This is a genomic window from Pelagibacterium halotolerans (genome assembly GCF_044811015.1).
GTDB classification, from domain to species: Bacteria; Pseudomonadota; Alphaproteobacteria; order Rhizobiales; family Devosiaceae; genus Pelagibacterium; species Pelagibacterium halotolerans_A.
This window is the reverse complement of sequence record NZ_CP085243.1, coordinates 2,109,389-2,132,269: the sequence shown is the minus strand read 5'-3', so window position 1 is coordinate 2,132,269 and position 22,881 is coordinate 2,109,389. Positions and strand designations below refer to the sequence as shown.

Here is a 22,881-nt window from a genome sequence, read left to right as displayed (position 1 = left end):
AATGATCGGCTATATCACTCTGGGCACAAACAACCTCGATCGCGCCACGGCCTTCTACGATACGTTGCTCGGCGCAATGGGCGCGGGCCGCGCCTACGCGACAGGGAGGCTGGCGGCCTGGCGTTTCAAGGATGGCCCGCTGCTCGTTCTGAATACGCCGTATGACCGGGCAACGGCCACGGTCGGCAATGGCACGATGGTGGCCTTGGCCGTGGACGGCGCGGCAGCGGTCGACAGACTGCACGCGCTGGCTCTGAACCTCGGCGCGAGCGATGAAGGCGCTCCCGGCCCTCGCGGCCAAGGCTTCTACGGCGCCTATTTCCGCGATCCAGACGGCAATAAGCTGAACCTGCATTGCTATGAAGAGGGTTAGTGCTTCCGCACGGCGGTTTTGACAGGTTGCGCGACGTCTCCCCACTCCGTCAGACGCGAGGGTGGCGGAGTGGGGCGCCCATCAGCAAGGCAGGGTTCAGCCGCGGATCAATGGGCCATCATCTCGCTGGCGATCTGTTGTCCGGTCAGCGATGCGGGATAGTAGGTCGGCCAGTTGGTCAGCTCTTCGAGTATGGCGGCGCGATCCTCTCCCCAATAAAGGTGGTAGTGATCGGCCTGCGCGGGCGCGATACGGTGATCGCTGAACTGGATGAAGCCCGGAGCCTCGGCATCGCCGCCGGTTTTCTCGAAGATATAGCGCACCCCGCGATTCCCCGCCTCATAGGTCAGAATTTCGTATCCGTCGGACGCGTAATGACCCTCGACGGGGTTACCATCCGTATAGAAGGTCACGCTGTCGCCATCGATCACGATGCGCTCGACGTCGGTCCGGTATCCCGTTTCATAGTACGCGCGATATTCCTCTGTGGTCTTGTCGCCGTGTTCGGCCTTGTCGGCCATGACCGCGTCGAGCGTGCCGTCCTGCAAATAGGGATAGACCGATTGCCAATCGCCTTCCCAATCCGCGAGCGTCCGGGCCTCGATCTGGCTATCCTCGAAATAGCCCTTGTAAATGGCGTCGTCATCGCCGTGCGCGTGGTTGTGGCCGTGTGCCGAAGTATCGTCGGCACCCTGGCTATCCTGCGCCTGCGCCTGGGCGGCAAAAAGCAGCATAGCGCCTATCGTCAGCGCTCCCGCATATTTGGTGATCGCCGTTTGCATGTTCTGGACCTCAATATGGATGTGTTCTCAAAAGGAAGATGTTACGTTATTTCATAACAGTTGTGACGTAACGGAATCTCGACGTGCTGACAAGAGGGTATTCGAGACCGTGCGGGATTGGCCGCTCCGCCCATATATATATTGTTGACTGTACAAGTCAGCTTTGATACGCCCGCCTTATCGTGACAGTCGCAGTCATAATTTGAGGCGCTCGGCGTGGTGGCTTGGGATGAAAACGGCGCGGATACGGGAATCCGCTTGGCGGCAAGCGCGCTCTGCGCGGGCTATGACGGCGCGTCCATTCTCTCCGATATCGATCTGACCGTTCCGACCGGCAAGATGACGGTGCTCGTCGGCGCCAACGGATCGGGCAAGTCGACACTTTTAAAGACCATGGCGCGCATTCTTACCCCGTCCTCGGGCACGGTGCTGCTCGATGGCAAGTCGGTGCACGCGGCCAAGACCCGCGAGGTTGCGCGCAAGATGGGGCTCCTGCCCCAGGGACCCATCGCGCCCGAGGGGCTCACCGTGCGCGAACTCGTCGCTCAGGGCCGCTTCCCCCATCAGGGGTTGATACGGCAGTGGACGCGCGAGGACGAGGATGCTGTCAACTCCGCGATGGAGACCGCCGACATTACCGGTTTTGCGGATCGGCCGGTGGATTCGCTTTCGGGCGGCCAGCGTCAGCGCTGCTGGATTGCCATGGTGCTCGCGCAGCAAACGGACCTTCTGCTGCTTGATGAGCCCACGACCTTCCTCGACCTGAAGGTCCAGGTCGACCTGATGGAGCTTCTCGCCGATCTCGCCCATGCAAGCGGTCGCACGCTCGTTATCGTTCTGCACGAACTCAGCCTTGCCGCCGCCTATGCCGACCACCTCGTGATGATGAAGGATGGCCGCATCGTCTGCGCGGGCGCGCCCGAAGCGATCTTCACCGCCGAACGGCTCAAGCACGTCTTCGACCTCGATGCCCGTGTCGTCCGCGACGCGGAAACAGGGCATCTCGTCTGCGTGCCGCTCGGCGCCCATGCCCGCCGTAAGGCCGCGGTGCGCGTCGCATGAGCGCGGCGGCGGGGCAACCGGGCACGCGTGTTCACCTCGCCGCCTTTTCCGGCGTGCCGGTGATGGTCGGCGTCACGGTTCTGCTTTTTGCGCTCCATATCGCCGTCGGCGCCAAGCCGCTTCCGCTCGGCACCGTGCTTGAGGCGATCTTCGCGCGCGACACGACCGTTTTCGATCATATGATCATCTGGGATTTGCGCCTGCCGCGCGCGCTGATCGCATTGGCCGTGGGTGCATCGCTTGCGGTCGCCGGCGCCCTGATGCAGGGCGTGACGCGCAACCCGCTCGCCGATCCGGGCATCCTGGGGCTGATGGCGGGTGCATCCTTTGCGGTCGTCATCACCGCCTTCTTCTTCGGCACAGCGCCGCTCGTCTTTTTGCCCTGGATTGCTGCCGGCGGCGCGCTTGTCGCCGCGCTCGTCGTGTATCTCATCGCGCTCTGGGCGCCGGGCGGGGCGACGCCATTGACGCTCACGCTGTCGGGCGCGGCGATAACCGCTTTCTTGAGCGCCATCATCTCAATCGCGCACCTTTTGAACGAGGACACATTCGAAAACCTGCGTGTGTGGCTTTCGGGTACGCTCGCCGGGCGCGATATCGAGATGCTCTATATCACCGGCCCCTGGATCGCCGCGGCGCTCTTGGTGGCGTTCGGGCTTGCCCGGCAGGTGACGGCACTCGCCATGGGCGACGACGTCGCCAAGGGGTTGGGCGTCAAGACCGGCTGGCTCAAGGTGCAATTGCTCATAACCGTCGTGGTGCTGACTGCCTGTGCGGTCGCGCTCGCCGGGCCGATGGGGTTCGTCGGGCTCGTCATTCCGCATGTGGTGCGGTTGTTCGTCGGGTCGGACTATCGCTGGATCGTGCCCTATTCGGCCATCCTCGGCGCCGCCTATCTTTTGGGCGTCGACATCATCGCGCGCATTGCCATCCCGCCGCGCGAGATCTCGACCGGCATCATCACCGCCATGGTGGGAGCACCTGTCTTCATCCAGCTCGTACGCATGAGGGCGAGATGAGCGCGGGCGCGGGGGTTTCGCCGGATCATATCGTTGTCCGCTCGCGCGGCGAGCGTATCGCATTGCGTCTGCCCGTTCGCGCGCTTCTGGCGGTTGCGGGGCTCGTCCTTCTGCTTCTGGCCGTCATCGGAGTGAGCCTCACTATCGGCAGTTACGGCATCGACCTCGAGACGGTCTTTGCCACGCTGACGGGCACCACGGTGACCCAGGCCATCGACAACGTCGTCTGGCAGTTCCGCTTCCCGCGTACACTGACCGCCGCGCTCGTGGGCGCGATGATGGCGCTTTCGGGTGGAGCCTTGCAGAACGTCACCCGCAACGGGCTTGCCGATCCCTCGCTCGTAGGCATCTCGCAAGGGGCCGCGCTTGCCGTCGTCTTCGCCATCGTCGCCGCGCCCAACCTCGATTATTCCTGGCGGCCCGTGATCGCGTTCGGCGGCGCCTTGGGCGTCGCGACGCTCGTGCAGGCCTTGAGCTATCAGCGCCGGGGCAACAATGCGATCCGGTTCATCCTTCTCGGCATCGGCGTCGCTGCCTTCATCTCCTCGATCACCTCGGCGCTTTTGACCTATGGCGATATCGACAGGGCCATGTCGGCGCTCTCCTGGCTCGCCGGTTCGATCAACGCAGCGACCTGGGGCGACGTGCAGGTGCTCTTTATATGGTGCGTCGTGCTGACCCCTCTCATTTTGGGGCTCACCCGCATCATGTCCGTTCTGCGCATGGGCGAAGACACCGCAATCGGCCTCGGCGCACCGGTCAAATGGGTGCGCTATGCGCTCATTTGCGTCGGCGTCGGCTTTGCCGCCGCGGCAACCGCCATCGTCGGGCCGATGGGCTTTGTGGGGCTTTTGGCACCCCACGCCGCCCGCCGTATCGCCCGCGCGGGCGTCGGGCTCCATACCGTTCTGACCGCCCTGTGCGGCGCTCTGCTCGTTGCGTTCGCCGATCTTGTCGGCAGCGCGGCATTCGCTCCCATCCAAATCCCGGCAGGCCTCATCACAGCCATCATCGGCGTCCCCGTTTTCATCTACCTCCTGCAGCGGGCCGCCGCCAAATCGCACCTTTAAAGCCGGTATCCATGAAGCACGTTACGTCCAGACTTCTCCTCGCCGCCCTTTGCGTGGCGCCCGCCCTTGCGGCGCCGGCGCTCGCGCAAGAGTTCCCGCTCACCATCGAAACCAGGTTCGGCACCACGGTCATCCCCGAACAGCCCGAACGCGTGGCGACGGTGGATTATGCCGGGGCCGACAACGTCCTCGCCCTCGGGTTCGAGCCCCTGACCGCCCGTGCATGGTTCGGACCCTACGACAACGCGCTCTGGCCCTGGGCAGAGGCGCTTGCGACGGTTGACCCCCAGGTGCTCGATGGCGATCTCAATTTCGAACAGATCGCCGCCACTGAGCCCGATATCATCCTCGCCCTGCGCTCGGGCATCACCCAGGCCGATTACGACAAACTCTCGCTCATCGCACCCGTCGTCGCGGTGCCGCCGGGGCGGGGGGATTACGATCTCGATTGGGAAGAACAGGCCGAACTGACGGGCCTCGCGCTCGGCAAGTCCGAAGAGGCCGCCGCGCAGATCGAGGGCGTCAAAGCCTCCCTTGCGGCCGTCGCCGAGGCGCATCCCGAATGGCAGGGCAAAACCTTCGCCATGATGACCTATTGGAACGGGTCGGTGGGGCTTTATTCAGCGACCGATTCGAGTGTCGCCTTTATGTCGGCCCTCGGCCTCGTCCCCCATCCCAAGGTGGTGGAGCTTTCGACGCCAGGCGAATTCTACATCGGGATTTCCGAGGAAATCCTGCCCGAGCTCGATGCCGATGTGGTGGTCTGGTACGCGGCTCCGGATTCGCCGGAAATCGCCGGGCTTGTCGCTCGCCAGGCGATGCGCGCACCCGCCGAAGGCCGGGAGATTTTCCTCTCGCTCGATTCGCTCGCCAACGGCGCCATGTCGCACGGCTCGCTCCTGTCGCTGCCCGAAGCGGCCGAGCGTCTGACCCCGATGATCGCAGCGGCGATCGACGGCGACCCGGCAACCGAAGTGCCTCTCGACTGACCGCGTCCGCGGCCCGGAAAACCCATCCAGGAGTTTTGAACATGATCCGCTTTTTGAGGATCGCCGCCGTGAGCCTTGCTGCCGCCGTCTCGGCACCCGTCATGGCACAGGACTTTCCCCTCACCATCGAACACAAGTTCGGCACGACCGTCATCGCGGACAAGCCCGAGCGCATCGCCAGCGTCGATTATGGCGGGGCGGACAACCTTCTCGCGCTCGGCATCCAGCCCGTCACGATCCGCTACTGGTATGGCGATTACCCGCGCGGCGTCTGGCCCTGGGCCGACGATTTTCTCGAAGGCGAACCGGCGCTTTTGCAGGGCGATCTCGATTTCGAAGCCATCGCGGCAACGGACCCGGACGTCATCATCGCGCTCTATTCCGGCATCACCGACAAGGACTATGAAGCATTGAGCCGCATCGCGCCGGTCGTCGCCGTGCCCGAGGGCGTGGGCGATTACGCCCTGGCTTGGGACGAGCTCGCCATCACCGTCGGCCGCGCCGTCGGTGAGGCGGCGGCGGCACAGGAACAGGTGGACGCGATCCGCGCCCGCCTTGCCGATATTGCCGCCGAACATCCCGAATGGGCCGGGAAGTCCGCAGCCATCGGCAATGTGTGGCTCGATACGCCTGGCGCCTACACCTCGCGCGACGTTCGCCAGCGCATTCTCGAGGCGATGGGGTTCGTGACCCCTCCGGCAATCGACGCGCTCGCGCAGGAGGACGACTTCTACGTGGACCTCTCCCCCGAGGACCTGTCGCCCATCGATGCGGACGTCACGCTCTGGTTCTTCGACGAGACGCTCGACCCCATCCACGACCTGACCGCATGGCGGTTCATGGCGTCGACCCAGGAGGGGCGCGACGCCTATCTCGGGCCGTTGCTCACCGGCGCCTTCAGCCACGCCTCGCTTTTAAGCCTGCCCTACACCATCGGCCGGCTCGAACCGATCCTCGAAGCCGCGCTCGATGGCGACCCGCAAACCCACGCCGATGACCGGCCTTAGGCGACCCAAAAAGGGATAGTGAAATGATCCGCCTGATCCACATCGCAGCCCTTGGCCTCGCTGCCGCAATAGCGGTGCCCGTCATGGCACAGGACTTCCCGCTCACCATCGCGCACAAATTCGGCACCGCCGTCATTGAGGAAAAACCCGAACGCGTGGCGAGCATCGACTATGGCGGGCTGGGCAATCTGCTTGCCGTCGGCGTATCGCCGGTGACCGTGCGCGATTGGCGCCCGATGGACGGATTTGAGCTGACTGCGGGCCCATGGGCCGCGCCGCTTCTGACCACCACCCCGGTCGTGCTCGGAAGCGAGCTCGACCTCGAGGCGATTGCGGCGACCGACCCGGACGTCATCATCGCCCTCTATTCGGGGATCGATGCCGATATGTACGAGCAGCTCAGCCTCATCGCCCCGGTGGTCGCCGTGCCCGACGGGGTGAGCGACTACGGGCTCTCCTGGGATGAACGGGCTCGCCTCGTAGCCCGCGCCGTGGGCGAAGAGGCCGAAGCCGAGCGGCAGATCGCGGCCATCGGCGAAGAGCTTTCCGAAATTGCTTCGGCCCACCCCGAATGGGAGGGCATGACCGCGGTTCTGGGCGGCATCACCGATGGTGCGCCCTGGGCCTATTCCGCCTACGACGTGAGGGCGCAATTCCTCTACGAAATGGGCTTCACCCAGACACCGGGCATGGCCGCCTTGTCCAACGAGGACGAGTTCTGGCTGGACTTGTCGCCCGAGCAGCTCGAAGTCATCGATGCCGACGTGATCGTATACTACGTCACGGACGATCAGGTGCAGCAAGCCCTCGACGAGCCGGGCCGCCAGTTCCTCCGCGCCTCCCAGACCGGGGGTGAGATCTTCCTCGGCGATCTGCCGGTTGCAGCGCTGGCCCGCGTGTCCCTGCTCTCGATCCCCGTGGCGCTCGAAGCGCTCGTCCCCATGCTCGAAGCCGCCGCCGATGGCGATCCGGCCACCGTCGTGCCGGACGCGCGGCAATGACCTCGACCGAACATCACGCAACACGCATTCAAGGAACCCGTAATGATACCAGCTCTTGACCCTGCCTTGTCATTCCTCCGCACGGCGGCAGCGGCGCTTGCGCTCACGGCGCTCGCCGGTGCCGCGCACGCACAGGAAACCCGCATCTTCGTCGACGATGCCGGCCATGAGGTGGAGATCCCCGTCGCGCCGCAGCGCATCGTCTCGCTCCGGGGTGAACAGTTCACCGCCCCGCTCATTGAGCTCGGCGCGCCGATCGTCGGCTCCAGCGGCCGGATCGACGAGGTGGTCAACAATGGCGAGCCCTATGTCCGGGGCGCCTACGATCTCTTTGATTTCCGCTTCGAGAACTCCGACGTCGCCTGGGTTGGCAGCCCCAACGATCCCGACCTCGAGGCGATCGCGGCCACCGAGCCGGATCTGATCCTGATCCCCGACTGGCAGACCGATCTTTACGACCAATTGAGCGTGATCGCCCCGACCGTCGTCATCGGCATCTGGTCCAATCCGATGCTGGAACGCTATCGCAAGGTCGCCGACGCTGCCGGCAAGCTCGACGTGTACGAAGCCGGACTCGCCGGATACCAAGCCAAGCTCGAGCGCGCGCGCGAGGTGGTCCGCCAGACCATCGGCGACCCCTCGGAGGTCTCCATCGCGATTGCCGAAGCGTGGGAATCCGATCTGATCGTCTATCGCGACTACGGGGCCATGAGCCAGGCCCTGCGCGATCTGGGGTTCTCCATGCCCGATCTGATCGCCGGCATCGAAGAAGGCAACACCACTGTCAGCGCCGAGTTGCTGCCCGAAATCGACGCCGACTTTCTCATCGGCACCTACAATATCGGGTTCGGCCAGCCACCCTCCGAGCGCATCGCGGCTTGGGAAAATCTGGTTCCGGCGTGGGACGAAATCCTGCACGCCCCAAGGAACAACCAGCACTTCTATATCAACCGCGAGCCGATGCGCGCCCTTAGCTTCCGCTCCCTGGAGACGACGATGGAGATTCTGCTGACCCATCTCGCAACCCGCGAATTCGTGCCGCTGGGCGAAGACAGCTAAGGACCGAGGAGAATTCAATGTCCAGTATTTCAAAACTGATCGGCGTTGCCGCGATCGTCGCCGCGCTCGCCGTACCCGCCTTCGCGCAGGAGACCATGACGGTCACCGACGATGCCGGGCGCGAGGTTGTCGTGCCTGCCCATCCCCAGCGTGTCGTTTCGCAGAACGACAACCGTCTGACCCTGCCGCTCCTCGAACTCGGCGTGCCGCTCGTGGGCAGCGCCGGGCGGGTCAACGCCGAGGGCAATCCCTATCTGCGTGCCGTTCCGGACCTGCTCGGCATCGATTTCGACACCGCCGATTTCCAATTCGTGGGCACCTATAACGCGCTCGACTACGAGGCGATCGCCGCGCTCGAACCCGATCTCATCGTCACCATGATCGAAGACCAGGTCGAGCAGCTCTCGGTCATCGCGCCGACGCTGGTGATCGACCCCAACCAATACCCGGTCAAGGAGGGCATGCGCAGGCTGGCCGAGGTGACCGGCACGACGGACGCCTATGACGCGCTCGCGACGGCTTATGAGCGCAAGCTCGAAACCGTCTCGCATTTCATCCCCGAACCCGGCGAGATCACCGTTTCGGTGACCTTCTCCTTCCCGGCGGGCGAAGACGTTTACGTCTATAACGACCTCGGCGCCCTGACCGTCGCGCTCGATGATCTCGGGCTGCAATTGCCCGCGGTGGCGCGCGAGATGGATGCCCGCTCGATGGCGATCAGCCCGGAGGTCTGGACCGGTATCGACGGCGATTTCGTCATCAATTTCTATGGCACGACGCCGGAGGACGGGCCCGCGCAGGTCCGCGCAGGGCTCGACCATTATCTTGAGGGCTGGTGCGACTTCCTTCACGCCTGCCGCGAGGGGCAATATCTGTTCTTCCCCTATTCGAGCTTCGGCTATTCCTTCGGCGCGCTGGGGCTCAACCTCGACCTTCTCACGACCCACATTGCGGGCCGCGATTTCGTGCCGTTCGAGGAAGGCGAATAGGCATGACCAAGCACGTCTTTTGCCGCGACCTGTGCCTTGAGAGGGGAGAGCCGCACGAGGGCACGGGAAACGCGCCCACGCGTGTGCTCCTGCTCGCCTGGCCACGCGGCAAATGGCGGACCCCGCGCTGGGAATCGGCGGATATGAGTGCACCGCTTGCAAAAGCGGTGCATGAGGCAGCGCTGGCGGGCGTGCATGTGGCGCTCGTCGACAAGGTCGGGGAAACGGAAAATCTGCCCCAACTCCAGGCCCAGCCGGAATCGGTTTTCGCCGATTTCGAAAGCGAGGCTGAGTTGATCGCCGCCATCGGCAATTATGTCGATGGCACGGTCTTCGAAGGGACCTACGATCCGCGCACGACCATCCTCGTTTGCACCGACAGCCGCCGTGACGCCTGCTGCGCGCGCTACGGGTTTTCGACCTACAAGGCGCTTACGGCCATCGCCGATCCCGAACAGTTCAATATCGTACAGGCGACCCATCTGGGCGGCTGCCGCTTCGCCGCCTCGCTGGTCGTCGTGCCGCAACGCCAGCGCTATGGCCGCATGACGGCGGGCCAGGCTCCGGCCTTCCTCGAAGCGCTGTCGCGCGGGGAGATTTTCCTGCCTGCCTACAAAGGCCGCACCGACATGCCCGAGCCCCTGCAGGTTGCCGAACTCGCGGCCTTGCGCTGGGCTGAGACCAACACAAGGAGCTCAGGCCCTGTCCGGCTCGATAGTCCCGACCTGCCCAAGGACCCGCAAGAGGGCGCGGAACTGACGGTTCACGCGGCCGTCCACGGCACCGAGCTCGATATCAGCCTTAGGGCCAGACTGTTCCACGTCCAGGGCAATTGCGGCGTCGTCGCCGAAGGTGGCGGCCAGCATACGCTGCGCTGGTGTTTGGACGGCGTCACCACAACCCAATCGCAACCTCAATATTGAAAGACTCGATCATGATGAACCGCTTGTCCGGTTTTTGCCTGGCTCTCGCGCTGGCCGTTTCGCCCGCTATAGCCCAAGAGACTGTCTCTTTCACCGACGATGCCGACCGTACCGTCGACATTCCCGCCAATCCCCAGCGCATCGCCGCGCTGCACGATCTTTCGGTGACCGTTCCGCTCATCGAACTCGGCGTCTACCCGGTCGGGAGCCACGGGCGGACGACCGAGGAAGGAGAGGGATTCATTCGCTCGTCCAAGGTTCTGACCGGAGTGGATTTCGACAATTCCGACATCGAATTCGTCGGCAATTATCCCGTCGATATCGAAGCGGTCGCGGCTGTCCAGCCTGATCTCATCATCACCACGCCCTGGCAGCCCGCTCCGGTCGAGCAGCTCGAAACCATCGCGCCGACAATCGTCCTCGACGATTCCGTGCGCGGCGATTTCGGCATGTACGAAGCGCTTGCCGAAATCACCGGCACCGGGGATACGCTCGCGATCCTCGAAGGCCGCTATGAAAGCCAGATCGAACAGATCAGGCGCTTGATCGATACCTCCGAGATTTCGGTCAACGTCATCCAGGGCGTCGATGGCGAGGTTCTGTCCTGGCACACTTATGGCGGGTTGGGCCGCGTGCTGCGCGACGCCGGCTTCACCTTTCCCGAGCGGGTCGATGCGATCCCCGAAGGCGACTTCGAGCGGATGAGCGCGGAGGCTTTTCCCGAACTCGACGCGGATTTCCTGTTCGTCACCTACCGTACAGATACGCTCGAAACTCCCGACGATGCCACCACCCATCTCGAAGCGGTGATGCCCAATTTCTGCGATTTCCTCCACGCTTGCCGGGAAAACCAGATGATCGTCATGCCCCGCGAGGAAGCCTCGGCGTCTTCATATTACGCGCTCGGAGTCATGGCCTATACCGTCATCTCTCACATTTCCGGGCGCGATTTCACGCCCAAGCCCGAATGATTTTTTGCCTGAAAGACATCTCATGAAACCCGTATTCACCCTCGCATTAAGCGCCGTCCTGGCCCTCGCGCCGCTCGCCGCCATGGCACAGGACAGTAGCACCTTCATCGACGGCACCGGCACGGAGGTCGCCGTGCCCGCCAACCCGCAGCGTATCGTCACCTTGCACGACAGCCGGCTCACCGTGCCTCTGCTCGAACTCGGCGTGGTGCCGGTGGGCAGCCATGGCCGCGTGGCCGAGGACAGCACGCCCTTTATCCGTTCGAGCCTCGAAATCACCGGCTACGATTTCGCCAACAGCGAGATCGCTTTTGTCGGCGAGACGCCCATCGACGTCGAACAGGTCGCCGCGCTCGAACCCGATCTGATCATCGCCCCCAATTGGGAGGAGGTCGGCATCGATCAGCTCCGCACCATCGCACCGACCTACATCTTCGATTATGGCGCGATCGCGGACGAATTTGAGATCTATCAAAAGCTGGCCGAACTCACGGGCGTCGAGGACCGCCTCGCCACGCTCGAGGCCCGCTACGCCGAGCAGATTGCGATGATCCGGGCGCTCATCGAGGATCCTGCCGGCATCACAGTTAGCGTCATCCAGCCGCGTCTGGGCCAGGTCCGCGCGTGGAACACCTATTTCTCGCTCGGCAAGGTGCTGCGCGATGTGGGGTTCTCATTCCCCGAAACGATCGACGCCATCGGGGAAACCGACGTCGCCGATTTCAGCGCCGAGGTCCTCCCCGAACTCGATGCCGATTTTATCTTCATCACCTATCCGCTCAAGGCCTTCGGCCAGACCCCAGCCGACACGCGAGCCGATATGGCCGAGGTTCTGCCCGGCTGGTGCGATGTACTCCATGCCTGCCGAACCGGTCAGGTGATCTACCTGCCGCGTTCGGTGGCGTCCTCGACCGCCTATGAGGCGCTGGGGCAAATGGCCCAGGCCGTCGCCAGCCACATTGCCGGCCGCGATTTCGTGCCGATGCCCGAATGATCGTTCGACCCAAACCGGAGAAAGACAGCCAGACGATGACCTATCTCACCAAGCTTGCTGCCGTGGCGGTATGCGCCAGCCTTGCCGCCACTGCCGCCGATGCCCAGGACACGGTCACCCTCACCGACGGGACCGGCACCGACGTCGCCGTGCCCGCGAGCCCCGAGCGCATCGTATCGCTGCACGACACTTCGCTAACCGTCGCGCTCATCGAACTCGGCGTCATCCCCGTGGGCAGCCACGGACGGACAGAGGAGGACGGCACCCCCTTCATCCGCTCGGGCGAACTCGTGACCGGCTATGATTTCGCCAATAGCGACATCGCATTCGTCGGCAACCTGCCCGCCGACATCGAGGCGGTCGCCGCGCTCGAACCCGACCTGATCCTGACGACGAGCTGGCAGACCGCCGGCGTCGACCAGCTCCGCGCCATCGCGCCGACCTATGTCTTCGACATCGACGCGACCGACGATTTCGACGTCTATGCCCAGATCGCCGAGGTGACCGGCACGACCGACCGGCTCGAAAAGCTCGAAAACCGCTACCAGGCGCAGCTTGAAGTGATCAATGGGCTGATCGACCCTTCTGAAATCACCGTGAGCGTCATTCAGGGCCATAATGGCGAGCTGCTGGTCTGGAATACCTATGGTTCGCTCGGCAAGGTGTTGCGCGACGCTGGCTTCACCTTCCCCGACGCAATTAACGCGATCGAGGGTAATTCACGCCAGGCTTTCTCAGGCGAGGCCTATCCCGAGTTCGACGGCGATTTCATCTTCGTCACCTACCGCCCGAGCCGTGGTGAAACGCCAGCGGACGCGCGCGCCGCGCTCGACGAGGTGTTGCCCGGCTGGTGCGACGTGCTCCATGCCTGCGCCAACAATCAGGTGATCTATATCCCACGCGAGCTTGCCTCGTCCGCAACCTATGATTCGCTCTTTGCGCTGACCGAGATCGTCGGCAGCCACATCGTCGGCCGCGATTTCGTGCCGATGGCGGATTAAGCGAGAATCCGGTGGTCCCGGCCCGTGCCGGGACCGCCAACCGTACCGGAATCGCAAAACCCGCCCTTCACCTTCGCGCCAAAACCGGCTATCGACGTCTTCGCTGGCTAACATTTCACGATACGCTTCTCCGCGTATCTGAAGATACGGAGACGAGACATGAAACTGTTGCGCTATGGCGCTCCGGGTCTGGAAAAGCCCGGCCTTCTGGCTGGCGACGGCACGATCCGTGACCTTTCCGCCCATGTTCCCGACATCGCCGGCGATACGCTTCTACCCGAGGGGCTGGCGGCGCTCGCCGCGCTCGATGCCGATAGCCTGCCCAGGGTCGAGGGTAATCCGCGGCTCGGCCCCTGCGTCGCGGGTACGGGCAAATTCATCTGCATCGGATTGAACTATTCCGATCACGCGGCGGAAACCGGCGCCAAAGTGCCCCCCGAACCTATCATCTTCATGAAAGCCACCTCGGCCATCGTCGGGCCCAATGACGACGTCGAAATCCCGCGCACCTCGCAAAAGACAGACTGGGAAGTCGAGCTCGGTATCGTCATCGGCAAAACCGCCAAATACGTCTCCGAAGATGAAGCGCTCGACCATGTCGCGGGCTATTGCGTCATCAACGATATTTCCGAGCGCGCCTTCCAGGCCGAGCGCCACGGACAGTGGACCAAGGGCAAGTCCGCCGACACCTTCGGCCCCACCGGCCCCTGGCTCGTCACCAAGGACGAAATCGCCGATCCGCAGAATCTGAAAATGTGGCTCGAGGTCAACGGCCACCGCTATCAGGACGGTTCGACAGCGACCATGGTCTATGGCGTCAAATATCTCGTCTCCTATCTCAGCCAGTTCATGAGCCTCAGGCCAGGCGACATCATCTCCACCGGTACGCCTCCAGGCGTTGGGCTGGGGCAGAACCCGCAGGTGTTCCTCAAGCCCGGCGACGTGATGGAGCTCTCCATCGAGGGGCTGGGCACGCAAAAGCAGAAGACCGTTCAGGGCTGAGCGCCATGACCGGTCTTGAACCCTTTGCAACCGGAACCTTCCTCGGCCGGGTACAGATGCCATCCAGCATCTGCCCGCGGGTCGTGACGATCCGGGACGGGCAGGTGGCCGATATCACATCGGCCACGGCCCCCACCGTGCGCGATATCTGCGAAATGGACGATCCCGCCGGTTATGCGTTGCGCGCCGATGGCATGCCCATCGGTTCCCTCGCAGATATCTTGGCCAACAGCCATGCCGCAAACCGGGACGCGGGCAAGCCGTACCTGCTCGCGCCCATCGACCTGCAGGCCGTCAAGGCTGCCGGCGTCACCTTCGTCGTGAGCCTTCTCGAGCGTGTCATCGAAGAGCAAGCCAAGGGCGATCCCGCCAGGGCCGACGCGCTGCGCCATGAGATCCTCGACCTCATCGGCACCGATCTCTCCGAACTCGTTCCCGGCTCGGAGGCCGCAATGGCGGTCAAGGCCGCGCTCATCGAGAAGGGCGTGTGGAGCCAATACCTCGAAGTCGGTATTGGTCCGGACGCGGAAATCTTCACCAAGTGCCAGCCCATGGCGGCCGTCGGTCACGGCGCCGATGTCGGCCTGCACCCGATCTCGACCTGGAACAATCCTGAGCCCGAGGTCGCTGTCGTCGTTTCCTCGACGGGCAAAATCCTGGGGGCGACGCTCGGCAATGACGTCAATCTCCGCGACGTTGAAGGTCGCTCCGCGCTGCTTCTGGGCAAGGCCAAGGACAACAATGCTTCGGCATCCCTGGGGCCGTTCATCCGCCTGTTCGACAAGGATTTCACCCTCGAAGCGGTCAAGGCGATGGATGTCGCGCTCGAAGTCAGGGGCGAGGACGGGTTCGTGCTTGAGGGCAAAAGCTCGATGAGCCAGATCTCCCGCACCCCGGAATCGCTCGTTGCCGCGGCCATCGGCGATCATCACCAATACCCCGACGGGCTGGTGCTTTATCTCGGCACCATGTTCGCCCCGGTGCAGGACCGCGACGGCACGGGCAAGGGCTTTACCCACAAGCTCGGCGATGTCGTAACGATCTCCACCCCGGCCCTCGGCGCGCTCGAAAACACCGTCAGGCTTTCGACCCAGTGCCCGCCCTGGACCTACGGGGTCAGCCACCTGATGCGCGACCTCGCCCGCGAAGGGCTCCTGTGATGGCGGACGCGGCCCGGATCGTCTTCCTCGACCGCGAAACGCTGTCGCCGGAGACGCGTCTGCGTGCGCCGGACTTCCCGCACGAGCTGGTGGTCTACAACCGCACGGCGCCGCAGGACGTGGCCGAGCGGATCGCGGGCGCCGATATCGTCATCACCAACAAGGTGCCGCTCAAAGCGGACGTGCTGGCGCGGGCGAAGGGGCTCAAGCTCATCGCCGTATCGGCAACGGGTACCGACATCATCGACCTCGATGCGGCCAGGTCCAACGGGATCGCGGTCGCCAATATCCGCGGCTATGCGAAAAATACCGTCCCCGAGCACACCTTCGCGCTGATCCTCGCCCTGCGCCGCTCGCTCGTCGCCTACCGTAACTCAGTCATCGCGGGCCGATGGCAGGAGGCTGGCCAATTCTGCTATTTCGACTTCCCCATCGCCGATCTCGCCGGATCGACGCTCGGGATCGTCGGCAGCGGTTCGCTGGGTTCTGCGGTCGGGCGGATCGGCGAGGCTTTGGGCATGACCGTCGTTTATTCAGGCCGCAAGGATGGTACGACCAAGCCCGGCCAGGTGCCGTTCTTGGAGATGCTCGCGATCGCGGACGTCATCACCCTCCATTGCCCTTTGACGCCCGAAACCCGCAATCTGATCGGGCCCGCCGAATTCGTGCAAATGGCCAAAAAGCCGCTTCTGATCAACACCGCGCGTGGCGGATTGGTCGATGAGGAAGCACTTGAGCGGGCGCTGGAACTCGGGCAGGTTTCTGGCGCCGGGGTTGACGTGACCTCACCCGAACCCCCGCCCGCCGATAGCACCATCATGCGCATCGCGCGGCGCGAAAACGTCATCGTCACGCCCCATACCGGCTGGGCGAGCCGTGAGGCGATCCAGGCGCTGGCCGATCAGTTGGTCGACAATATCGAGGCGTTCTGGTCGGGTGAGCCGCGCAATCTGGTGGGATGAGCGGCCTCGTAAAACAAAAAGCCCGGATCGGATGATCCGGGCTTTTCGCATTCTCTATACCGTCGGCCGTTACAGCGTCCGCTGGATCTTTTCCACGCGATAGCATTCGATGACGTCGCCTGCACGCATGTCTTCGTAGCGTTCGAAGGCCATGCCGCATTCCTGGCCGGCAGGCACGTCCTTGACCTCGTCCTTAAAGCGCTTGAGCGTCGAGAGCTTGCCTTCGTGGATGACGACATTGTCGCGCAGGAGACGCACGCCCGCGCCGCGCTCCACGGTTCCTTCGGTGACCCGGCAACCGGCGACCTTGCCGACTTTCGAGATGTTGAACACCTCGAGGATTTCCGCGTACCCGATGAAGGTTTCGCGCACTTCCGGCTCGAGAAGACCGCTCATCGCGTTCTTCACGTCGTCGATAAGGTCGTAGATGACGTTGTAGTAACGGATCTCGATGCCTTCGCGGCTGGCGAGTTCGGCGGCCTGCTTGTTGGCACGCACGTTGAACCCGATGATCACCGCCTTGGAGGCGGTTGCCAGCGTCACGTCGCTTTCGGTGATCCCACCCACGCCGGAATAAAGGATCTGCGCGGAGACCTCGTCGGTCGAGAGCTTGTTGAGTGCGGTCACGATCGCTTCGACCGAACCCTGCACGTCGCCCTTGACAACCAGCGGCACCTTGGAGATGTCCGAATCCTTGAGCTGTTGCATCATCTGCTCAAGGCTCGTCGCGCCGCCGCCCGCGGTCTTTTCACGGATCGCACGCTGACGGTACTCGGTGACCTCGCGGGCACGCGCTTCGCTTTCGACGACCGCGAACCGGTCGCCCGCGTCCGGCACGCCGGAGAACCCGAGCACTTCGACCGGGGTCGAGGGACCGGCGGACTTGACCTGCCGGCCCTTGTCGTCGATCAGCGCGCGGACCTTGGCCCATTCGGTGCCGGCGACAAGGATGTCCCCGACATTGAGCGTCCCGCGCTGCACCAGAACCGTCGCGACCGCACCGCGGCCCTTGTCGAGCTTGGATTCGATCACCAAACCCTGGGCATTGCCCTTTTCAGGCGCCTTGAGTTCGGCCACTTCCGCTTGCAGCAGGATGGCATCGAGAAGTCCATCGAGATTGGTCTTCTTGAGTGCGGAGACCTCGACGTCGAGCACTTCGCCGCCCATCGACTCGACGAACACTTCGTGTTGCAGGAGTGCCGTGCGCACGCGGTTGGGATCGGCATCCGGCTTGTCGATCTTGTTGATCGCAACGATGATCGGCACTCCGGCCGCCTTGGCATGTTTGATCGATTCGATCGTCTGCGGCATTACGCTGTCGTCCGCGGCAACCACGAGGACAGCGATATCGGTCGCCTGGGCGCCGCGAGCACGCATCGCGGTGAACGCCTCGTGGCCCGGCGTATCGAGGAACGTGATCTTCTGGCCGTTCTTTTCGACCTGATAGGCACCGATATGCTGGGTGATCCCGCCAGCTTCCGAATCCACCACCTTGGCTTCCCGGATCGCGTCGAGCAGAGAGGTCTTGCCGTGGTCGACGTGCCCCATGATCGTGACGACCGGAGGACGGCCGGCCAGATCGGCCTCGTCGGCATCGCCGGTTTCCTCGAACAACCCTTCTTCCACGTCGCTGTCGGCCACGCGCTTGACGGTGTGCCCCATTTCAGTCGCGACCAGTTCGGCGGTATCCGCATCGATCACGTCATTGATTTTGAGCATCTGCCCCTGACCCATCAGGAGCTTGATGACGTCGACCGCCCGCTCGGACATACGGTTGGCCAGCTCGGCCACCGTGATAGCTTCGGGTAGCGTCACTTCACGGCTGATTTTGGGTTGGGCGACCTTGGCGGTCTTGCCCATCTTCTTGTTCTGCCGCCGGCGCATTGCCGCCAGAGAGCGGCCACGATCACTATCATTGTCCGCGAGCGCGGAATTGACGTTGAGCCGTCCACGCGAATTGCCGTCGCGGCGAGAAGGCTGGCTCGAGGGCTTGGGCGCAGCCGAGCGCTTGGCACGCTCGAGCTCGTCCCGGTCCACAAGGGCTTTGGGCGCGGGCGCGGCACGGCGGCGTACGCGGTCGTCCTCACCTTCGCCCGGTGGGGGCGGGGGCGGCATATCGGGTTGAGCGGCCTTGGGCGAGGGTCTGTGCGCCGGCTTGGGCCGGGCCTGTCCTGCCTTGACAGGAACGATCTCGTCGAGCTCGTCCTTGGGCGCGTCTTTGGCTTCGGTTGCTTCTTCGGCCTGGCGCGCAGCCTCTTCGGCGGCCTTGCGCTCGGCTTCCTCACGCTCGGCCTTGCGGCGGGCGTCGATTTCAGCGTGGCGCCTGGCCTCTTCCTCAGCCTTGCGCTTGTCCTCATCGGCGCGCGCGGCTGCTTCACGCAACGCACGTTCGCGTGCCTGTGCCTCGCTCTGGGTCAGCGTACCCGCAGGTGCGCCACCCGCGCGCGGACCGCCCGATTGCGGGCGCCCACCTGGACGTTGGCCGCCTTGCGGCCGTCCGCCGCCGGACGCACCCGAGGGCGCACCACCGGCACCCGGCGCACCGACGCGACGCGTCCGTTTTTCGACAACGACGGTGCGTGAGGAACGCGACACGCCGGGCTTTGCGCCGACATTGGGCGCGCCCTTTAAGGTCAGGGTCTTCTTCCCCGAACCCGAGTTGTCGCTTGTGTTGTCCTTATCGCTCATAGGCTGTCGTCTTCTCTTTCGTCTGTGGCATCGAACTGGGCCAGCCGTTTGGCCCTTTCGATCACCGAATGGCTTGCCGCGCCGCTAGCGAGCGCTGCATGTATCACATGTTCGAGCCCCAATGCCAAACCCAATTGGGTGGAGGTCAGGGATTCGATATGCACGAGGTCTATTCCCCCGTGCGGCGCGCGTCTTGCGGCCTGGAGCATCTTGCGCCGTCCGTCCGGTGCCGCGTCGCGCGCTGTAATGAGTGCGGCCGCTTCACCCTTGGTAAGAAGGCTCTGCACCTTGGCCGCGCCCGTAATGAGTTGTCCCGCCTTCCGCGCCAGTCCAAGCGCGCCCATGAGCCGCTGTTCTAACCGCGTCCGGGTCAATAACGCAAGGTCGGACGGCACCTGGACTTGCGTCTTGAGGCTGCGGGCAAAGACTTTCTTTTTAACCGCCTCTTCGACGGCGGCCCGCGAAAGGCTTATCCAGACCCCACGCCCTGGCGCCTTGCCGTCGATATCGGGCGCAAGCACGCCGTCAGGAGACAGAGCGAATCGAATGAGCTCGGATGCCGGCTTTTCAACCCGGCTGAGCGCACATGTGCGCACGATCTCCTTTTGACGTCCCAAGGCGTTCGTTCGGCCCTTTCTGAAGCGTTTTCAGAAAAAGTGGAGACCACTTTCCCGGTTCGACCCAAAGGGCCGCACAAGCGAAAACGCGATAAACAACGACTACTCGGCGGCCCCGGTTTCGACGCCCTCGGCTTCGGCCATCTCGTCCTCGACGACCGGAAGGTCCTCTTCAGTGATCCAGCCGACCTTCAGCCGTGCGGCCATGATCATGTCCTCGGCTTCCTGCCGCGAGAGCGGGAACGCCGAAAGCACGCCGTCGAACCGCTGGGTTTCGCCATCCTTGCGTTCGGTCCAGCCAATCAGGTCGTCGGCCACATAGCCCGCGAAATCCTCGACCGTCTTGACCCCGTCCTTGCCCAGGGCCACGAGCATCGCGGCATTGAGCCCCGGAATGTCGTAAAGCGCGTCCTCGACCCCGAGCTTCTTGCGCTCTTCGTCCTGTTCGCGCTCGACCGCATCGAGATATTCGGTCGCGCGGTTCTGGATTTCCGTCGCCGTTTCCTCGTCGAATCCGCCGATCGAGGCGATTTCCGAGAGATCGACATAGGCCAGTTCCTCGATCGAGGAAAAGCCTTCGGATGCCAGAAGCTGAGCCACCATCTCGTCGACATCGAGCGCTTCCATGAAGAGCGTCGACCGTTCGGTGAATTCCTTCTGCCGGCGCTCGCTCTCTTCCTGCTCGGTGAGAATGTCGATATCCCAACCCAGAAGCTGGCTGGCCAGCCGCACGTTCTGGCCGCGGCGACCGATGGCGAGCGAAAGTTGCTCGTCGGGAACCACCACTTCGACGCGCTCGGCCTGTTCGTCAAGGACCACCTTGGCGACATCGGCCGGCTGAAGCGCCGAAACGACCAGATCTGCTATATTGTTCGTCCAGGGGATAATATCAATCTTTTCGCCCTGTAATTCTCCGACAACCGCCTGAACGCGGCTGCCGCGCATGCCCACGCAGGCGCCAACCGGGTCGATCGAGGAATCCGACGAGGTCACCGCGATCTTGGCGCGCGAGCCCGGGTCGCGGGCAATCGAGCGGATCGTGATGATGCCGTCGTAGATTTCCGGCACTTCCTGCTGGAAGAGCTTGGCCATGAACTGGGGATGCGTGCGCGAGAGGAAAATCTGCGGCCCGCGCTGCTCGCGGCGGACGTCGTAGATATAGGCACGCACGCGGTCGCCATAGCGGAAGAGCTCGCGCGGGATGAGTTCGTCGCGCCGGATGATGGCTTCGCCACGGCCCAGATCGACGATCACGTTGCCGTATTCGACGCGCTTGACCGATCCGTTGACGATCTCGCCGATACGGTCCTTGTATTCGTCGTACATGCGCTCGCGCTCGGCATCGCGCACCTTCTGGACGATCACCTGCTTGGCCGACTGCGCCGCGATGCGGCCGAACTCGATGGGGGGCAGGGGCTCGGTGACGTAGTCGCCGATCTTGGCCGCCTCGTTCTTGGCCTTGGCGTCTTCGAGCGCAATCTGCCGGCCGTATTCTTCAACCGTCTCGACCACTTCGAGCAGCCGCCACAGGCGCAGATCGCCGGTCTTGGGATTGATCTCGGCCTTGACTTCCGTCTCCGCGCCATAACGGGCCTTGGCGGCGCGCTGGATCGCCTCTTCCATCGCCTCGATCACAATCATGCGGTCGATCGACTTCTCCCGCGCCACCGCGTCGGCGATCTGCAAAAGCTCAAGCCTGTTGGCTGAAACGGCCATGTCTTTCGTCTCCAGTATCTAGTTCTGGCGATCCGCGGCGTCTTCGCCGTCGGTTTCATCGTAAAGGGTTTCGATGGTGTCATCGTCGTCATCGAAACCGGGTGTTTCTTCTTGCGCCTTGCGCGCGGCATCCAGAAGCCTGTCGGTCATCACGAGCTTGGCATCCGCAAGCGCCGCGAGCGGCAATTGGTGCACGGCATCCTCGGTTTTCGGCGCATCGGGCAGGCGGATGGAAAAGGTCTCGTCATCCGCGCCCACGATCTCGCCGCGGAACCGCTTACGGCCATCGACGGGCTCTGACAGCTCGACCTTGGCCTCGTGCCCCACCCACGCGATAAAGTCGCGGGCCCTGACGAGCGGCCGGTCGACGCCGGGCGAGGAGATCTCAAGATGATACTCCCGATCGATGGGGTCTTCCAGATCGAGGACCGGATTGACGTCGCGATGCAGCGCCTCGCAGTCCTCGATGGCGAACTGCCCGTTCTCGTTTTCACACATGATCTGCAGTGTGCAGCCGTTGTCGTTGGTCACGCGCACGCGCACGAGATCGTAGCCCAGCGACTCCGCGACCGGTTCGACGATCGCGGCGATCCGGGCTTCGAGGGCCGATTCACGAATGTAGCGCTTTGTGTTTGCTGGCATAGTCTCGCGCGTAGGTAACAAAAAAGAGCGGGGCCGGTTGGCGCCCACTCTCTCATTGGTTCTGAGATTGTTGCCCGCCGATATAACGCTGCGCGGCAGCAATTGCAAGATGCCGCTATTGCTCGAAGACCACGCTATCCGCCTCGGCCCCCAGTTCCGCGAGCATCGCCTTGATATCGTCGACCATGGCGTCCGGACCGCAGACATAAAAATGCTGCGAGAAGTCGTCGATGTGCCGTTCCAGCATGGCCTTGTCGATCCTGCCATGCTCGTAGCCCGGCATGTCCTCATCGGTCAGCGTATAGATGGTCCGCAGCCCGCTCATGAGCTCGAACTCGTTTCTGAGAATGATGTCGCCTTCCGTGCGGTTGGAGAACAGGAGCGTATTGCCCACAAGCGCGCCATCCTTTTCGAGCTGCCGCAGGATCGCGATGAAGGGTGTCACACCGGCGCCACCGGCGATAAACGTACCTTTCCCCTTATATTGGATCGTGCCCCAAGGGTTGTCGATCAGAAGATGGTCCCCCGGCTGCAGCCTGCCGAGCTGGTCCGTGACGCCCTGGCGCTCGGGATAGATCTTCGTCGTGAGCTCAAGCTCGGGCCAGTCGTTGAGCGAGGTAAATGTGAACGGGTGTTTGTTGTCGCGCCAGCCGTCCTTGTCGATCGCGACCTCTGTCGCCTGGCCTGGCTCGAATCGGAACCCCTCGGGCTTTTCGAGCCTGAAGCGGCGAACGTTGTGGGTGACAGGTTCGATACTGTTGATCGTGAGCTGATGGGTCATGGCAATCCTTTGGTGGCAAAAGCTTGAGTTACTTTTGCTCAATCCCAAAAGGGTCCAAGGCGTTCCAGCGCGC

At 63.5% G+C, this 22,881-nt stretch carries 22 protein-coding genes; 16 read left to right on the top strand and 6 right to left on the bottom strand.

The genetic code is table 11. From position 1 onward, the window contains the following. Position 1 precedes the first annotated feature (1 nt). Positions 2-373 carry a VOC family protein gene (locus LG281_RS10480; RefSeq protein WP_404400419.1) on the top strand — a complete coding sequence of 124 codons (372 nt, stop codon included), beginning with the start codon at positions 2-4 and terminating at the stop codon, positions 371-373. Positions 374-480: 107 nt separating this feature from the next. On the opposite strand, the gene LG281_RS10475 is transcribed toward LG281_RS10480, so the two are convergent. Continuing rightward, on the bottom strand, positions 481-1,155 hold the full coding sequence (locus LG281_RS10475) for a ZinT family metal-binding protein (RefSeq protein ID WP_404400417.1): 675 nt from the start codon (positions 1,153-1,155) through the stop codon (positions 481-483). A 216-nt stretch (positions 1,156-1,371) separates the two neighbouring features. Between LG281_RS10475 and LG281_RS10470 the strand changes: the two genes are divergently transcribed. From LG281_RS10470 to LG281_RS10400, 15 genes are all read left to right on the top strand, one after another. Beyond that, a complete protein-coding gene (locus tag LG281_RS10470; protein ID WP_404400415.1) occupies positions 1,372-2,217 on the top strand; it encodes an ABC transporter ATP-binding protein in 846 nt (281 codons plus the stop codon). Next, positions 2,214-3,236: a FecCD family ABC transporter permease gene (locus LG281_RS10465; RefSeq protein ID WP_404400413.1), complete on the top strand. Its 1,023-nt coding sequence runs from the start codon at positions 2,214-2,216 to the stop codon at positions 3,234-3,236. The genes LG281_RS10470 and LG281_RS10465 overlap by 4 nt, the downstream gene beginning before the upstream one ends. Continuing rightward, a complete protein-coding gene (locus LG281_RS10460; RefSeq protein ID WP_404400411.1) occupies positions 3,233-4,306 on the top strand; it encodes a FecCD family ABC transporter permease in 1,074 nt (357 codons plus the stop codon). Before LG281_RS10465 ends, LG281_RS10460 begins: the two co-directional genes overlap by 4 nt. 11 nt (positions 4,307-4,317) lie before the next feature. Beyond that, positions 4,318-5,295 (top strand): ABC transporter substrate-binding protein, encoded by a 978-nt coding sequence (locus LG281_RS10455; protein ID WP_404400409.1) that lies wholly within the window; start codon positions 4,318-4,320, stop codon positions 5,293-5,295. Between the two features lie 41 nt (positions 5,296-5,336). Further along, positions 5,337-6,302: an ABC transporter substrate-binding protein gene (locus tag LG281_RS10450; RefSeq protein ID WP_404400407.1), complete on the top strand. Its 966-nt coding sequence runs from the start codon at positions 5,337-5,339 to the stop codon at positions 6,300-6,302. Positions 6,303-6,325: 23 nt separating this feature from the next. Beyond that, positions 6,326-7,303, top strand: a complete 978-nt coding sequence (locus tag LG281_RS10445; RefSeq protein ID WP_404400405.1) for an ABC transporter substrate-binding protein — start codon at positions 6,326-6,328, stop codon at positions 7,301-7,303. Positions 7,304-7,345: 42 nt separating this feature from the next. Further along, positions 7,346-8,362, top strand: a complete 1,017-nt coding sequence (locus tag LG281_RS10440) for an ABC transporter substrate-binding protein (protein ID WP_404400403.1) — start codon at positions 7,346-7,348, stop codon at positions 8,360-8,362. A 17-nt stretch (positions 8,363-8,379) separates the two neighbouring features. Continuing rightward, positions 8,380-9,351, top strand: coding sequence for an ABC transporter substrate-binding protein (locus LG281_RS10435; protein WP_404400401.1), 972 nt, complete (start codon positions 8,380-8,382; stop codon positions 9,349-9,351). A 2-nt stretch (positions 9,352-9,353) separates the two neighbouring features. After that, positions 9,354-10,274, top strand: a complete 921-nt coding sequence (locus LG281_RS10430) for a sucrase ferredoxin (RefSeq protein ID WP_404400399.1) — start codon at positions 9,354-9,356, stop codon at positions 10,272-10,274. Between the two features lie 11 nt (positions 10,275-10,285). Next, positions 10,286-11,245, top strand: coding sequence for an ABC transporter substrate-binding protein (locus tag LG281_RS10425; RefSeq protein ID WP_404400397.1), 960 nt, complete (start codon positions 10,286-10,288; stop codon positions 11,243-11,245). Positions 11,246-11,267: 22 nt separating this feature from the next. Continuing rightward, positions 11,268-12,239, top strand: a complete 972-nt coding sequence (locus LG281_RS10420) for an ABC transporter substrate-binding protein (protein ID WP_404400395.1) — start codon at positions 11,268-11,270, stop codon at positions 12,237-12,239. Continuing rightward, positions 12,236-13,240, top strand: coding sequence for an ABC transporter substrate-binding protein (locus tag LG281_RS10415; protein WP_404400393.1), 1,005 nt, complete (start codon positions 12,236-12,238; stop codon positions 13,238-13,240). Before LG281_RS10420 ends, LG281_RS10415 begins: the two co-directional genes overlap by 4 nt. Before the next feature lie 159 nt (positions 13,241-13,399). Next, positions 13,400-14,242, top strand: a complete 843-nt coding sequence (locus tag LG281_RS10410; protein ID WP_404400391.1) for a fumarylacetoacetate hydrolase family protein — start codon at positions 13,400-13,402, stop codon at positions 14,240-14,242. A gap of 5 nt (positions 14,243-14,247) precedes the next feature. After that, the gene (locus LG281_RS10405) at positions 14,248-15,402 is read left to right on the top strand and encodes a fumarylacetoacetate hydrolase family protein (protein WP_404400389.1); all 1,155 of its coding nucleotides are present in this window, start codon (positions 14,248-14,250) and stop codon (positions 15,400-15,402) included. Then, positions 15,402-16,364 carry a D-2-hydroxyacid dehydrogenase gene (locus tag LG281_RS10400; protein WP_404400387.1) on the top strand — a complete coding sequence of 321 codons (963 nt, stop codon included), beginning with the start codon at positions 15,402-15,404 and terminating at the stop codon, positions 16,362-16,364. Before LG281_RS10405 ends, LG281_RS10400 begins: the two co-directional genes overlap by 1 nt. A gap of 69 nt (positions 16,365-16,433) precedes the next feature. Here LG281_RS10400 and infB read toward each other — a convergent pair whose 3' ends face one another. The 5 genes from infB to LG281_RS10375 form a co-directional block, all read right to left on the bottom strand. Beyond that, a complete protein-coding gene (infB, locus tag LG281_RS10395) occupies positions 16,434-19,052 on the bottom strand; it encodes a translation initiation factor IF-2 (RefSeq protein WP_404400385.1) in 2,619 nt (872 codons plus the stop codon). Beyond that, complete coding sequence (locus LG281_RS10390) at positions 19,049-19,669, bottom strand: RNA-binding protein (protein WP_404400383.1); 621 nt, start codon at positions 19,667-19,669, stop codon at positions 19,049-19,051. The genes infB and LG281_RS10390 overlap by 4 nt, the downstream gene beginning before the upstream one ends. A gap of 102 nt (positions 19,670-19,771) precedes the next feature. Continuing rightward, entirely contained in the window at positions 19,772-21,385 is a 1,614-nt protein-coding gene (nusA, locus tag LG281_RS10385) for a transcription termination factor NusA (RefSeq protein WP_404400381.1), read from the bottom strand. A gap of 18 nt (positions 21,386-21,403) precedes the next feature. Beyond that, positions 21,404-22,027 carry a ribosome maturation factor RimP gene (rimP, locus tag LG281_RS10380; RefSeq protein ID WP_404400379.1) on the bottom strand — a complete coding sequence of 208 codons (624 nt, stop codon included), beginning with the start codon at positions 22,025-22,027 and terminating at the stop codon, positions 21,404-21,406. Positions 22,028-22,142: 115 nt separating this feature from the next. Next, on the bottom strand, positions 22,143-22,808 hold the full coding sequence (locus LG281_RS10375; RefSeq protein WP_404400377.1) for an FAD-binding oxidoreductase: 666 nt from the start codon (positions 22,806-22,808) through the stop codon (positions 22,143-22,145). Positions 22,809-22,881 lie beyond the last annotated feature (73 nt).

Bases quoted from the DNA above. Each gene is read 5' to 3' on its own strand.
- rimP (WP_404400379.1), bottom strand. From the start codon at position 22,027: ATGCCAGCAAACACAAAGCGCTACATTCGTGAATCGGCCCTCGAAGCC.
- infB (WP_404400385.1), bottom strand. From the start codon at position 19,052: ATGAGCGATAAGGACAACACAAGCGACAACTCGGGTTCGGGGAAGAAG.
- LG281_RS10400 (WP_404400387.1), top strand. From the start codon at position 15,402: ATGGCGGACGCGGCCCGGATCGTCTTCCTCGACCGCGAAACGCTGTCG.
- LG281_RS10435 (WP_404400401.1), top strand. From the start codon at position 8,380: ATGTCCAGTATTTCAAAACTGATCGGCGTTGCCGCGATCGTCGCCGCG.
- nusA (WP_404400381.1), bottom strand. From the start codon at position 21,385: ATGGCCGTTTCAGCCAACAGGCTTGAGCTTTTGCAGATCGCCGACGCG.
- LG281_RS10465 (WP_404400413.1), top strand. From the start codon at position 2,214: ATGAGCGCGGCGGCGGGGCAACCGGGCACGCGTGTTCACCTCGCCGCC.
- LG281_RS10375 (WP_404400377.1), bottom strand. From the start codon at position 22,808: ATGACCCATCAGCTCACGATCAACAGTATCGAACCTGTCACCCACAAC.
- LG281_RS10425 (WP_404400397.1), top strand. From the start codon at position 10,286: ATGATGAACCGCTTGTCCGGTTTTTGCCTGGCTCTCGCGCTGGCCGTT.
- LG281_RS10475 (WP_404400417.1), bottom strand. From the start codon at position 1,155: ATGCAAACGGCGATCACCAAATATGCGGGAGCGCTGACGATAGGCGCT.
- LG281_RS10450 (WP_404400407.1), top strand. From the start codon at position 5,337: ATGATCCGCTTTTTGAGGATCGCCGCCGTGAGCCTTGCTGCCGCCGTC.
- LG281_RS10440 (WP_404400403.1), top strand. From the start codon at position 7,346: ATGATACCAGCTCTTGACCCTGCCTTGTCATTCCTCCGCACGGCGGCA.
- LG281_RS10430 (WP_404400399.1), top strand. From the start codon at position 9,354: ATGACCAAGCACGTCTTTTGCCGCGACCTGTGCCTTGAGAGGGGAGAG.
- LG281_RS10480 (WP_404400419.1), top strand. From the start codon at position 2: ATGATCGGCTATATCACTCTGGGCACAAACAACCTCGATCGCGCCACG.
- LG281_RS10420 (WP_404400395.1), top strand. From the start codon at position 11,268: ATGAAACCCGTATTCACCCTCGCATTAAGCGCCGTCCTGGCCCTCGCG.
- LG281_RS10460 (WP_404400411.1), top strand. From the start codon at position 3,233: ATGAGCGCGGGCGCGGGGGTTTCGCCGGATCATATCGTTGTCCGCTCG.
- LG281_RS10415 (WP_404400393.1), top strand. From the start codon at position 12,236: ATGATCGTTCGACCCAAACCGGAGAAAGACAGCCAGACGATGACCTAT.
- LG281_RS10455 (WP_404400409.1), top strand. From the start codon at position 4,318: ATGAAGCACGTTACGTCCAGACTTCTCCTCGCCGCCCTTTGCGTGGCG.
- LG281_RS10445 (WP_404400405.1), top strand. From the start codon at position 6,326: ATGATCCGCCTGATCCACATCGCAGCCCTTGGCCTCGCTGCCGCAATA.
- LG281_RS10405 (WP_404400389.1), top strand. From the start codon at position 14,248: ATGACCGGTCTTGAACCCTTTGCAACCGGAACCTTCCTCGGCCGGGTA.
- LG281_RS10410 (WP_404400391.1), top strand. From the start codon at position 13,400: ATGAAACTGTTGCGCTATGGCGCTCCGGGTCTGGAAAAGCCCGGCCTT.